Source organism: Luteibacter sp. 9135 (assembly GCF_000745005.1).
Taxonomy (GTDB): Bacteria; Pseudomonadota; Gammaproteobacteria; order Xanthomonadales; family Rhodanobacteraceae; genus Luteibacter.
The window spans coordinates 648,104-661,175 of record NZ_JQNB01000001.1; the positions used below are offsets into that span (position 1 = coordinate 648,104).

Annotated in this window: 12 protein-coding genes; 6 read left to right on the plus strand and 6 right to left on the minus strand. The window is 65.7% G+C overall.

Annotation, left to right across the window (positions count from 1 at the left end):
• Entirely contained in the window at positions 1-525 is a 525-nt protein-coding gene (locus FA89_RS02965) for a peroxiredoxin (protein ID WP_036138060.1), read from the minus strand.
• A 111-nt stretch (positions 526-636) separates the two neighbouring features.
• Positions 637-1,095: a hypothetical protein gene (locus FA89_RS02970; RefSeq protein WP_036138063.1), complete on the minus strand. Its 459-nt coding sequence runs from the start codon at positions 1,093-1,095 to the stop codon at positions 637-639.
• Positions 1,096-1,288: 193 nt separating this feature from the next.
• Here FA89_RS02970 and FA89_RS02975 point away from each other — a divergent pair, with 193 nt between their 5' ends.
• The gene (locus FA89_RS02975; protein ID WP_036138066.1) at positions 1,289-1,702 is read left to right on the plus strand and encodes a universal stress protein; all 414 of its coding nucleotides are present in this window, start codon (positions 1,289-1,291) and stop codon (positions 1,700-1,702) included.
• Positions 1,703-1,773: 71 nt separating this feature from the next.
• Positions 1,774-2,595, plus strand: a complete 822-nt coding sequence (locus FA89_RS02980) for a ferritin-like domain-containing protein (RefSeq protein WP_036138068.1) — start codon at positions 1,774-1,776, stop codon at positions 2,593-2,595.
• Here FA89_RS02980 and FA89_RS02985 read toward each other — a convergent pair whose 3' ends face one another.
• Positions 2,596-3,300 carry a hypothetical protein gene (locus FA89_RS02985; protein ID WP_036138070.1) on the minus strand — a complete coding sequence of 235 codons (705 nt, stop codon included), beginning with the start codon at positions 3,298-3,300 and terminating at the stop codon, positions 2,596-2,598. It lies immediately after the preceding gene.
• 101 nt (positions 3,301-3,401) lie between these two features.
• Between FA89_RS02985 and FA89_RS02990 the strand changes: the two genes are divergently transcribed.
• From FA89_RS02990 to FA89_RS03005, 4 genes are all read left to right on the plus strand, one after another.
• On the plus strand, positions 3,402-4,661 hold the full coding sequence (locus FA89_RS02990) for an MFS transporter (RefSeq protein WP_036138071.1): 1,260 nt from the start codon (positions 3,402-3,404) through the stop codon (positions 4,659-4,661).
• A gap of 57 nt (positions 4,662-4,718) precedes the next feature.
• Positions 4,719-6,023: a thioredoxin family protein gene (locus FA89_RS02995; protein WP_036138072.1), complete on the plus strand. Its 1,305-nt coding sequence runs from the start codon at positions 4,719-4,721 to the stop codon at positions 6,021-6,023.
• Positions 6,024-6,265: 242 nt separating this feature from the next.
• Positions 6,266-6,949: a glutathione S-transferase gene (locus FA89_RS03000; protein ID WP_036138073.1), complete on the plus strand. Its 684-nt coding sequence runs from the start codon at positions 6,266-6,268 to the stop codon at positions 6,947-6,949.
• A 95-nt stretch (positions 6,950-7,044) separates the two neighbouring features.
• On the plus strand, positions 7,045-7,368 hold the full coding sequence (locus FA89_RS03005) for a hypothetical protein (RefSeq protein WP_036138074.1): 324 nt from the start codon (positions 7,045-7,047) through the stop codon (positions 7,366-7,368).
• 75 nt (positions 7,369-7,443) lie between these two features.
• Here the strand turns inward: FA89_RS03005 and FA89_RS03010 are convergent, their stop codons facing one another.
• From FA89_RS03010 to FA89_RS03020, 3 genes are all read right to left on the minus strand, one after another.
• Positions 7,444-7,776, minus strand: coding sequence for a DUF4377 domain-containing protein (locus FA89_RS03010; protein WP_036143554.1), 333 nt, complete (start codon positions 7,774-7,776; stop codon positions 7,444-7,446).
• A 152-nt stretch (positions 7,777-7,928) separates the two neighbouring features.
• On the minus strand, positions 7,929-10,622 hold the full coding sequence (gene aceE, locus FA89_RS03015) for a pyruvate dehydrogenase (acetyl-transferring), homodimeric type (protein WP_036138075.1): 2,694 nt from the start codon (positions 10,620-10,622) through the stop codon (positions 7,929-7,931).
• Positions 10,623-10,763: 141 nt separating this feature from the next.
• Positions 10,764-13,064: an NADP-dependent malic enzyme gene (locus FA89_RS03020; RefSeq protein ID WP_036138077.1), complete on the minus strand. Its 2,301-nt coding sequence runs from the start codon at positions 13,062-13,064 to the stop codon at positions 10,764-10,766.
• Positions 13,065-13,072 lie beyond the last annotated feature (8 nt).

Here is a 13,072-nt window from a genome sequence, read left to right on the forward strand (position 1 = left end):
TCAGGCACCCGCCTTCTTGAACTGGTCGAGGTCGGAAAGCACCTGGCCGGAGTTCTTTTCGGGATCGACGTCCTTGTAGACCTTGACGATCTTGCCCGCGGGATCGATCAGGAAGGTCTCGCGGCGGGCGTACTTCATGCCCAGCGTCTTGTTCAGCACATCGTATTTCACGGCCGTGGCGCCATCGGCGTCGGACAGCAGGGGGAACGGCACGTGGTACTTCTCGGCGAACTCGGCATGCGACTTCACGTCGTCCAGGCTGACGCCGACCACGTCCGCGCCGGCCTTGTGCAGCTTGGCGATGTCATCGCGGAAAGTGCAGACCTCGGTGGTGCAGCCGGCCGTGAAATCCTTCGGATAGAAGTACATGACCAGCCACTTGCCCTTGTGGGTGTCCAGCGTGTGCCAGTCGCCCTTCTGGTCCTGCAGGCGGAAATCGGGCGCCTTGTCGCCCACCACGGGGGCGGCGGCCCAGGCGGCAAAGGTGACCAGGGACAGGGCGATAACGCTGAGGAGGCGACGCATGGGCAAACCTCGAAGGACGGGAAAGGTCACGAGTGTATCGGCGATGGCCGGGAAAGAGTCATAAAAAAAGGGCACCCCGTGGGGTGCCCTTCAGGAGTCGTGGCGCTTGGCTTACTTGCCGAGGCGCTCGATCTCGAACTTGCTCAGGTCGACGCCGAGGTTGAAGCCGCGGCCCGTACCAGTGACGGCCAGCGACACTTCGCCCTTGGTCATGGCGGCGCTTTCGGCGCTCTTCACGACGCCGGCATTGGCACCGCCGGAGGCGTACTCACCGAAGATCTCGCTGATGCCCTTGACGTTGGTGAACTCGCCCTTGCCGCCTTCGATGCTGAACTTGCCGGCGGTCAGACCACCGCCGCGGACGTGGATCATCACGTCGGCACTCTGGCCGTTGTCGCAGCGCACGTGGCCGCGGCCGTCGGCCTTCTTGTAGATGGCCGCCCAGCCGGTGGTGCTGAAGGTCATGTGGCACTTGGTCGCGGCGGTGGACTCCGCGCGTGCCGGCTGCGCCGTGAAAGCACCTGCCGCCGCCACTGCAATGATGGCCATACCCGCGATGCGCTTGATCATGTTCGTTCTCCGTAAGAAAGAGTGGCAGGGACTGTGTGAGGGCGGATTCTCCGCTCACGAATGTGAAGAAACACGGAGCACTCGAACGCTTGTTCATGTAGGCGCCGGTTATGTGCACAGGCGGTGAACCGCTTGGTGGGTCGCCGCGACCGACCTACCATCCACTCGTGCCTTCACCCAGAGGAATGTTCCCATGCCCAAGAAGATCCTTGTCGGCTACGACGGCTCCGAAACCGCCCGCCGGGCCTTCCACTTCGCCATCGAACTGGCCACCTGCGCCCAGGCCAGCGTGCACGTGGTGTCCGTCCGGCAGCTCGAAAACGGCGCCGACACAGCTGCCCTGCTGATGAGCGACAACGGCGCCGAGCAGCTCGACGCCCTGCGAGCCGAGATCGCCGCCCTGCATGGCGGCGACGGCCTGGACGTGGTGGTGGACATGGTCCACGGCACGCCCGGCGACGCCCTGCTCGCCTACGTCGCCCAACACGGCGCGGACCATATCGTCATCGGCCACACCGAGCGAGGCGCCCTGGCCCGCTGGCTGGTGGGCTCCACCGCTACCGACGTGCTCGCCAGGGCCCATGTGCCGGTGACCGTGGTGCGCTAATCGCCCGGCTTTGTCACAATTCGGCAACGCCCACGGGGGCGACATGCTTAAGCGATCGAGGAACACCCTAAGTGAGCTACGCCGCCACCTTGCCATGGACGCTCGAAAAACTGGATTTCTCACGTATCGACGTCGAGAAGGTCAGGCACAACGAAGACCTGTTCCTCCTGCTGTGCAGCTCGTCTTTCGTCGAGAGCGGCTCCGACCTGTACACGCACAACCTGGTCGACCACTTCGCCGGTGACGACGAACTGCAATCCTGGCTGCGCGACCACTGGGAGCACGAGGAGATGCAGCACGGGCGCGCACTGGCCGCCTACGTGCGGCACGTGTGGCCCGACTTCGACTGGGACGAAGGCTTCAGGAACTTCTTCGCGCACTACGGCTCGGTATGCACGGCCGAGGAACTGGAACCCGACCGTGGCCTCGAACTGGCGGCGCGTTGCGTCGTCGAGACCGGCACGGCCAGCCTCTATCGCGCCCTCAACGATGTCACCGATGAACCCGTGCTGCGGGAACTGACCAACTACATCAAGAGCGACGAGGTGCGGCATTACAAGCACTTCTACCAGCACTTCCGCATCTACCGGCAGCGCGACGGCATCGGCCGCTTCCGCACGCTGCGCGTGCTGCTGAAACGGCTGAACGAGATCAAGAACGAGGACAGCGATATCGCACTGCGCCACGTCTTCAACGTGCGCTACCCCGACAAGGCCACGGACGACGCGGAGTTCCGCCGCGTGATCGGCCGTGCCGAAGGGCTGCTAAAGCGCCATATCCCCGCCGAGATGACGGTGAAGATGCTATTGCGTCCGCTGGACCTCCCGGCCCGGGTCAACGCCATGCTGGAATGGCCGCTGACCCGGATCACCGAGAAACTGTTCCTGCACTGATCACTTTTTCTTCGGCAAAGGCGTCCATTTGTCGTTGTCGAAACCGCCCGTCTCGAAGGTGAGCGTGGTCTCGCCGCGGCTCACGGTCACCACGTCGATGGTGAGCCGCTTTGTCTTCGCCAGGTCCTTCAGGAATGCGGCATCGTTGCGGAACAGCAGCGCGGGCTCGCCGGTGGGCGGACGGAACGCCTTGATCGTCTTCGCCTTGCCGTCGAAGGTGGCCTTGAGGGTGCAATCGCCCTTGCAGACGAAGCCCTTGCCAGCGGTGGCATACAGGAACACGCTCTGCCCCCAGGCGGTGTGCCGCCGCAGGATCAGGCGCACGCTTTCCTCACCGGACGGGCGGCTGGACTGAAGGGTCGCGGTGCTCTGGGTACCCCCCTGCATCGGCGAGGTCTGGTACAGCCACAACGCCGACAGGCGGGCTTTTTCGCTGGCCTCCTTGTAGCCGGACTCCAGGCCGGCCAGGGTCTTGCCAACCTCGGCCGCGGCCGGTGTTTCCGGGTAGGTGTCGACGATCTCGTGGCCGAGTTGCACGGCGGGTCCGTCGTTGTGCAGCTTGAGCAACTGGCGATAGGTCTCCAGTTTCTTGGCCGCCTCGTCGGCCCGTGACGTCGCTGCCGGTGCGGTGGGTGCCGGGTCAGGCGGGGAGGAACACGCGGCCAGCAGGGCGGTGGCGGCAAGAAGGGTGGCGATTCGGCGCATGATCTTGCGATTCCGACGGGAAAGGACCCTAGCTTCGCCGCAGGAACCGCCGGTGGCAAGGCGACAGGTAAACTGGCGCAAGCCTTCGAAGGAAACGTTCCATGTCGTCCACGCCTGCGACGCCCGTGCGCCTGATGTACCATCGCGCCTTCCTGCAGTTCTGGTTCGCCAAGAACGCCTCCAGCTTTGCGTTCCAGATGATGTCGGTGGCCGTGGGCTGGCAGGTCTACGAGATCACGGGGCGGGCGCTGGACCTGGGGCTGATCGGACTGGCGCAATTCGTGCCTTCGGTAGTGCTCGCCCTGCCCGCGGGCCATGTGGCCGATCAATTCGACAGGCGCCGCATCGTCACCCTCTGCCAGGCGATCGAATGGCTGGCCATCGCCGTGCTCGCCGTGCTCAGTTTTACCGGGCGGCTCCACGAGGCCGGCATCCTGGCCCTGGTCTTCGTCATCGGCGTGGGCAAGGCGTTCGAGTTCCCGGCCCTGCAATCCATGCTGCCCGCCATCGTGCCCACGCACGTGCTGCCCCGGGCCATGGCCTCCACGGCTGCGGCCGGCGAGGCGGCGATGATCGTCGGACCCGCGCTGGGCGGCCTGCTCTACATCGCCGGACCGGCCACCGTGTATGGCGTGTCGGCCGTGCTCTACCTTGTCGCCATCGTGCTCATGTCGCGCCTGTCCTACGACCACGCGCCGCCGAAGCGCGAGCCGGCCACGCTGAAAAGCGTGTTCGCCGGCGTGCACTTCATCCGCCACCGGCCCGCCGTGCTGGGCGTGATCTCGCTCGACCTGTTCGCGGTGTTGCTGGGTGGCGCCACCGCGCTCTTGCCGATCTTCGCCAAGGACATCCTGCACACCGGTCCCTGGGGCCTCGGCGTGCTGCGTGCCGCACCCGCGGTCGGCTCCCTGCTGATGTCGATCTGGCTGTCGCGGAATACGCTGGAGCGCCGCGTCGGACCCATCATGTTCGCCTCCGTGGCCGGCTTCGGCCTGTCCACGCTGGTGTTCGCGTTGTCCACGTCGCTATGGCTGTCGGTGGGTGCACTATTCGCGCTGGGCGCCTTCGACATGGTCAGCATGGTGATCCGCGGCGCACTGGTACAGCTGGAGACGCCGGACGACATGCGCGGCCGGGTCAGCGCCGTCAATGCCATCTTCATCAATACCTCCAACCAGCTCGGCGAATTCGAGTCCGGCATCCTCGCCGCTGCGCTGGGGGCCGTGAACGCCACGCTCATCGGCGGCATCGGCACCCTGGTGGTGGTGGGGCTGTGGATGTGGTGGTTCCCTTCGCTGCGGCGGCGCCAGGGGCTCGTCTCCGAACCGACACCGATCGAAGGCGCCAGCGGCACGATCTGACACGCCCGCCGAAACGTGTTATTAGGGACGTCTATACCGCCAAAGGGGATGCCTGCCATGAAGCGCCTGCTCGTCACCAGCCTTCTCGCCCTTGCCGCGCCGGCTTTCGCCGGCCATCAGGGCCCCGCCAGCCTGGACGCCGCACTGGCGCAGGGCAAGCGCGAGCACAAGCCTGTGCTGGTCGATTTCCAGGCGGTATGGTGCTACTCGTGCTACTTCATGGCCAGCCACGTGCTCAACGGCAAGGAGTGGACCGACCTCACCACCAAGGTGGTGTTCTACGAGGCCGATGCCGACCAGCCCGCGGACAAGGCCTGGATGACGAAGTGGAACGTGCACTTCCTGCCGACCTACGTGGCCATCGGCCCTGATGGCGAAGAACTCGGCCGCATCCTGGCCGAGCGCCCGCGCGACGTCTTCTACAAGGAGGTCGACGGACTGCTTTCCGGTGACGCGCGGCTGTCGAAGCAGAAAGCGAACGCCAGCAAGGGCTCGATGGCGGCGGTCGCCGACGTGCTGGATACCTACCAGCAGCGTTACCAGGGCACGGAAGGCATGGCCTGGTTCGACACCTTGCCACCACTGGTACGCAACGTGTCAGACAAGGACAAACGCGTCGCCCTGGCCAAGCAGCGCCTTCTTCTCCTGCAAGCCAAGGACAAAAAGGCCAATCCCGCCATCGCGGCCGCGGCGAAGACCATCCTCGCCGGCGATATCGGTTGCGATCGACCCTACGTGCTCGACGATCTCCTCGAGGCCACGGCAGCCAACTACCCCGAGTCACGACAGGCGGCCCTGGCCCCGCAAAAGGCGCCCTACGAGACCTTCCTCGGCACGCAGGTGTTCACCGCCACGCCTGCCTGCGCCGACCAGCGCAGCGCCGTGCTCACGGCCGCCGACCTCGATGCCGCACTGAACGACGCCGCCGGCGAGCAGGCCGTGCTGCGCAAGGCGATCGACCTCAGCCGCGAGAAACTGCACGGCGACCTGAAAAGCGACCGCAACGTTGCCGACAACCTGCGCGTCTACCTGGTCCGCGCCAAGGCCGGTGCCGAACTGGATACCTTCGAGAAGCAGCTCATCGCCGCCTATCCGGACGACTACGTCTACAGCTACCGCTACGGCAAGCGCCTGGTGGAGTCGGGCGATGCCGCAGGCGGCCTGCCCTACCTCGATGAGGCGGCCAAGAAAGCTTACGGAGCCAATCGCATCAGCGTGGCGACCTATCGCGTCAAGGCGCTGAAAGCGCTGCACCGCGACGCGGAAGCGAAGAAGGTGGTCGCCGATACCGTGGCCACCGAGGGCAAGGCGTTCCCCGAGCAGACGAAGAAGCTCCGCGAGTCGCTCACCGCGGCGGGTTGATGCCGGGGTCCTTCGCGCCGCCTGGCATCACGGTGTCACAGCGCGCCTGCCGCATCGGGGTACGCGGCGCGCGAGGTCAGCTCTGCGACGTGCCGTAGGCCACGAGTCCAGGTGCTCCACCCCAACGATCGTATCCAGCGGCACGGTCGCCGGCCACGCCGGCCGTGCCGTGACGACCAGCCGACGACATCGCCTGCATCGCACGCTGCTACCCTGCCGACTCCTCTCCACGAGATGTCGCCATGATCACGGTCCATCACCTGAACAACTCGCGCTCGCAGCGCGTCCTCTGGCTGCTGGAAGAGCTGGGCCTGCCCTACGAGATCGTGCGCTACGAGCGCGACCCGAAAACGATGCTGGCACCGAAGTCGCTGCGTGCCATCCACCCGCTCGGCAAGTCGCCCATCGTGGTCGACGGCGATATCACCGTGGCGGAGTCCGGTGCGATCGTGGAGTACCTGGTGGACCGCTACGGCGAGGGGCGCCTGAAGCCCGCGGCCGGCACGGCCGACGCGCGGCGCTACACGTATTTCCTGCACTACGCGGAAGGCTCGGCGATGCCTCCGCTGCTGCTGAAGCTGGTTTTCATACGGATGGAAACGGCGCCCGTGCCGTTTTTCGCCAAGCCCGTGGCACGCCTGATGGCCAAGGGCGCGCAGAAGACCTTCATCGATCCGCAGCTCAACCTGCACCTGGACTACCTGGAAAACGAACTGGGCGTGTCGGGCTGGTTTGCCGGAGACGACTTCACCGCCGCGGATATCCAGATGAGTTTTCCATTGGAAGCGGCGGCGAGTCGCGGCGGCCTGGACGCCTCGCGCCCGCGGCTGACCGGCTTCCTGGCACGCATCCACACCCGTCCGGCCTACCAGGCCGCACTGAAACGCGGCGGCGACTACGATTTTGCGCCGAAGCCGACCGGCTGAATCGCGGCTCAACCGGCCGGCGCGTATTTACACCTTGCTCACGGGGGCGCCCTCACAGTCGGTTCCCGTACGAATCACATGACGAGGGATCCACCATGAGCAGAAATCGCGAGTTTGCGCGTCAGGTCGAAAGCACCGTCAACGATGTGTCGGGACGCGTCCGTCACTATGCCGACGAGGCTCACGGCGCCGGTAGCGACCTGCTCGACCGCACCCGCCGCATCACCAACAAGTTCGCCAGCCAGAGCACCAGCAAGCGGGCGCGTTACATGGCTGAAGACCTCGCCGACGAGGCCAGCTACCAGTACCGCCGTCTGCGCAAGCAGGTTCGCCGCAATCCGGGCGTCACCATCGGCATCGCCGCCGCCGCAATCGGCACGTTCCTGCTGATCCGCCACGCGTTGCGCAGCGACGACTGAACTTTCGCATCGGATCACAAAAAAAGGGCCGGACATCGTCCGGCCCTTTTTTTGGCCCTTAAAAAACCGGACCGATCATTCGGCCACGGGATGCTGCTCGACCACCTTGTCGACATGCCACGTCACCGACGATGCGCCCGCCACGGGCGACCGGGCGTGAACCTCGGTGACCTTCAACAGGTACTCGTTGCCTGCCTTCCAGTCCAAGCCCTCGAGGGGCGCCGAGGTAACCTGCCATGGCTGCTTCGGCGTCTCGCGGTACTGCAGGCAGTCGTTTTTCACGGCGCCGGGCGAACATGGCGCCTTGGTGCCGGCGATGTACAGCAACCGGGAACGCGATCCGCTGTCGGGAGAGGTGGCGCAGGCGGCAAGCGAGAGGACGGCGGCAGAAAGCAACACGAGGCGCATGGCGGATATCCGAAGTCGTATGCGAAAGATGAATAGCAGCATCGTCGTGGCAATGCCATGGACGGTGCGTGATGCCGAGCGGGGCATCGCCAAAAAAAGGGGCCGGATAGTTCCGGCCCCTTCGGCGTGACGTGTAAACGGCGCGAGCCCGGTCAGACGGTCATCGGGTTCGGCTTGTCCATGTCGAGCTTGTACTCCTTGATGGCGCGGCTGACGTCCTTGGCGTTGACCTTGCCTTCCTTCGCCAGCGCGGACAGGGCCGCCTGGGCGATCCAGTAGCGATCGACCTCGAAGTGGCTGCGCAGGTGTGCGCGGCTATCGCTACGGCCGTAACCATCCGTGCCCAGCACCGTGTAACGCATGCCGTCCGGCATGAACGCGCGCACCTGGTCGGCGAATTCGCGGACGTAGTCGGTCGCGGCGATGGCCGGGCCCTGGCGGTCGGCAAGCAGACCGGTGATGTACGGCACGCGCTGCGGGGATTCCGGATGCAGGCGATTCCAGCGCTCTGCATCGAAGCCCTCGCGACGGACCTCGGAGAAGCTCGGTACCGACCAGATGTCCGACGACACGCCGAAGTCCTTCTCGAGCAACTCGGCCGCGGCGATGACTTCGCGCAAAATCGTGCCCGAGCCCATCAGCTGGACGCGCGGCTCGTTCTTCTTCGCCTTGCCACCGTCCTTGAACAGGTACATGCCCTTGACGATGCCTTCCTCGCTGCCCTTGGGCAGGTCGGGGTGGGCATAGTTCTCGTTCATCACGGTGATGTAGTAGTAGACGTCTTCCTGCTCCTGCATCATGCGGCGCGTGCCGTCCTGCATGATCACGGCCAGCTCGTAGGAGAAGGTCGGGTCGTAGGAGACGACGTTCGGGATCGCGCCGGACAGCAGGTGCGAGTGACCGTCCTCGTGCTGCAGGCCTTCACCGTTGAGCGTGGTGCGACCCGACGTACCACCGATGAGGAAGCCGCGAGCGCGCATGTCGCCGGCGGCCCAGCAGAGGTCGCCGATGCGCTGGAAGCCGAACATCGAGTAGTAGATGAAGAACGGCAGCATCGGCACGTTGCTGATGCTATAGCTGGTGGCCGCGGCCAGCCAGGCGCTCATGCCGCCGGCCTCGCTGATGCCTTCCTGCAGCACCTGGCCCTTCTGGTCCTCGCGGTAGTACAGCAGCTGGTCGGCGTCCTGCGGACGGTACTTCTGACCGAACGGCGCGTAGATACCGATCTGGCGGAACATGCCTTCCATGCCGAAAGTGCGGGCCTCGTCGGCCACGATCGGCACGATGCGCGGGCCGAGCTCCTTGTCGCGGAGCATGAGGTTCATGCCGCGCACCAGGGCCATGGTGGTGGAGATTTCGCGGTCGCCGGTGCCCTTGGTGATCTGCTCGAACGAGGTGAGGTCCGGCGCCTTGAACGACTGGTCGGACTTGCGGCGGCGCTGCGGCAGCGAGCCGCCGAGCGCGCGACGGCGCTCGAGCATGTACTGCACTTCCTCCGAGTCCTTGCCCGGGTGGTAGTACGGCACGTCTTCGAGCTTGTCGTCGGATACCGGGATGTTGAAGCGGTCGCGGAAGGCGCGGATGGCGTCCAGATCCATTTTCTTCTGGTTGTGCGCCGGGTTCTGCGACTCACCCGCGGCGCCCATGCCGTAGCCCTTCACCGTCTTGGCGAGGACGACGGTGGGCATGCCCTTGGTGTTCACGGCCGCGTGGTAGGCCGCATAGACCTTGTGCGGGTCGTGACCGCCACGGTTGAGGCGCCAGATGTCGTCGTCGGACATGTTGGCGACGAGCGCGGCGGTTTCCGGATACTTGCCGAAGAATTTCTCGCGCGTATAGGCGCCACCGAAGGCCTTGCAGGCCTGGTACTCGCCGTCCACGGTTTCCATCATCAGCTGGCGCAGCTTGCCCGAGGTGTCGCGGGCGAGGAGCGGGTCCCAGTAGCTGCCCCAGGCCACCTTGATGGCATTCCAGCCGGCGCCACGGAACACGCCTTCCAGTTCCTGGATGATCTTGCCGTTGCCACGGACGGGACCGTCGAGGCGCTGCAGGTTGCAGTTGATGACGAAGATGAGGTTGTCGAGGCCTTCGCGACCGGCCAGCGAAATGGCGCCGAGCGATTCCGGCTCGTCGGATTCGCCGTCGCCCATGAAGCACCAGATCTTGCGGTCGGACTTGGGAATGAGCCCGCGGTGCTCGAGGTACTTCCAGAACTGCGCCTGGTAGATCGCCTGGATGGGGCCCAGGCCCATGGACACGGTGGGCACCTGCCAGTAGTCCGGCATCAGCCAGGGATGCGGGTAGGACGACAGGCCACGGCCCTTGCCCTCCACTTCCATGCGGAAGAGGTCGAGCTGGTCTTCGCCGATGCGGCCCTCGAGGAACGAGCGCGCATAGACGCCGGGCGCCGAATGGCCCTGGTGGAACACCAGGTCGCCCGGATGGTCCGCGCTGGGCGCGCGCCAGAAATGGTTGAAGCCGACGTCGTACAGCGTGGCCGACGAGGCGAAGCTGGAAATATGCCCGCCGAGGTCGCCGGGCTTGCGGTTGGCGCGCACCACGGTGGCCAGGGCGTTCCAGCGGACCAGCGAGCGGATGCGCCACTCGATGGCGGCATCGCCGGGGCTGCGCGCTTCCATGTGCGGCGGGATGGTGTTGACGTACTCCGTGGTCGGGTCGAACGGCAGGTAGCCGCCCGCGCGACGGGTGGAGTCGACCATGCGCTCCAGCAGGTAATGCGCTCGCTCGGTGCCGTCGTGGTTGATGACGGCGTTGAGCGACTCGACCCATTCACGGGTCTCGGTGGGGTCGAGATCCTGGTTCAGGATGTCGTCGATCTGGTCCATGGAAGCTCCGCTCGCGCGTCACGCGCGCTCATGGGGGGTCTGAAGAAGCCCGCGGGGTGGCGGGAAAACCTTTCCATGATACCGCAACGTATTCACATACGCGGCGGTATGGGGGGATTTGCCTCGTGGCAAACGGGACGATCAGTCGTTGACGACCGTCCTCGGCTTGCCCGCGCGGATCTGCGCCTCGACGCAGGCCACCGAGGTCATGTTGACCACCCGGCGCACCGTGGCCTGGGGCGTCAGGATGTGGGCCGGCTTGGCCACGCCCATCAGGATCGGGCCGATGACCACGCCGTCGCACAAGGTGCGCACCATGTTGTAGGCGGTGTTGGCGGCATCCAGGTTCGGGAACACGAACACGTTGGCCTTACCTTCCAGCCGCGAGCTCGGGAAGATCCGTTCGCGCAATTCGGGATTGAGCGCCACGTCGGCCTGCATCTCGCCCTCCACTTCCAGCTTGGGGACCGTCTTGCGGATCAGGCTGAGGGCCTCGCGCATCTTGCGTGAGTTGCGCGTCTCGCGGCTACCGAAGTTGGAACTGGACAGCAGGGCGATCTTCGGCTGGATGCCGAACAGCTTGAGGCGGATGGATGCCTGCAGCGTGGCCTCGGCGATCTGCTCGGCGCTGGGATCTTCCTGCACGTAGGTGTCGAGGAAGAAGAAGGTGCCCTTCTCCGTCGCTACCGCGGCCATGGCCGAGGCCTCCGAAACGCCCTCGTCCAGGCCGATGATGTCGGCGATGTATTCCAGCTTGCTCTGGTAGGTGCCGACCAGGCCGCAGATCATTGCGTCCGCCTCGCCGCGCTCCACCATCAGCGCCGCGATGACCGTGGGACGCGAACGCACCACCGCCTTGGCCGACGCAGGGGTGACCCCGCGGCGCTCCATGATCGAGTGGTACAAGCGCCAGTAGGCCTCGAAACGCGGGTCCGAATGGATGTTGCACATTTCGAAGTCGACGCCCGGACGCAGGCGCAGGCCGGCCCGCGCGATGCGCTTCTCGATGACGTCGGGGCGACCGACCAGGATCGGTTTGGCCAGGCCTTCGTCGACCACGGTCTGCACCGCGCGCAGGGTGGTTTCCTCCTCGCCTTCGGCATACACCACGCGCTTGGGATCGGCCTTGGCGCGCTCGAACACCGGCTTCATCAGCAGGCCGGTGCGGAAGACGAAGCTGGTAAGGGTCTCGATATAGGCGGGGAAATCGGTGATGGGGCGTTCGGCCACGCCGGAGTCCATCGCCGCCTGGGCGATCGCCGGCGGCAGCTGGATCAGCAGGCGCGGGTCGAACGGCTGCGGAATGAGGTAGTCCGGACCGAAGCTGGGCGGCTTGCCGCCGTACGCCCGCGCGCTGACGTCGGAAGCTTCACGACGCGCGAGCTCGGCGATCGCCTTGACGCAGGCCACCTTCATCGGCTCGTTGATCACCGAGGCGCCCACGTCCAGCGCGCCGCGGAACAAATACGGGAAGCACAGCGCGTTGTTGACCTGGTTAGGGTAATCCGACCGGCCCGTCGCCATGATGCAGTCGGGGCGCACGGCCTTGACGTCTTCGGGCAGGATTTCCGGATTGGGATTGGCCAGCGCGAAGATGATCGGCCGCGCGGCCATGGTGGCGACCATCTCCGGCTTGAGGATGCCGCCGGCCGACAGGCCCAGGAAGATATCCGCGCCCTCGACGATCTCGGCGAGCGTGCGCTTGTCGGTGTCCCGCGCGTAGCGCTGCTTGTCCGGGTCCAGGTCGGTGCGCCCGGTGTGCAGCACGCCGTCGCGGTCGAAGGCGAAGATGTTTTCCGGCTTCAGGCCGAGGGTGACCAGCATGTCCACGCAGGAAATGCCCGCGGCGCCCATGCCGGTGGTGGCCAGCTTCACGTCTTCGATCTTCTTGCCCGTGACCATCAGGGCGTTGATCACGGCCGCGCCCACGATGATCGCCGTGCCGTGCTGGTCGTCGTGGAACACCGGGATCTTCATCCGCTCGCGCAGCTTGCGCTCGACGATGAAGCACTCCGGTGCCTTGATGTCTTCCAGGTTGATGCCGCCGAAGGTGGGCTCGAGGCTGGCGATGATATCTACCAGTTTATCCGGGTCCGTCTCGTCGATCTCGATGTCGAACACGTCGATGCCGGCGAACTTCTGGAACAACACGCCCTTGCCTTCCATCACCGGCTTGCTGGCCAGCGCACCGATGTTGCCCAGGCCCAGCACCGCGGTGCCGTTGGTGATCACGGCGACCAGGTTGGACCGCGCGGTGAGCTCCGCAGCGGCGGACGGATGCGCGACGATTTCGTCGCACGCGGCGGCCACGCCCGGGGAATAGGCCAGCGAGAGATCGCGCTGGGTCAGCAGCGATGTCGTGGGCGTGACCTTGATCTTGCCCGGGCGCGGAAGCCGGTGGTATTCGAGAGCGGCTTGCCTCAGTTCCTCGGAGATGGCCATGGCGTCCT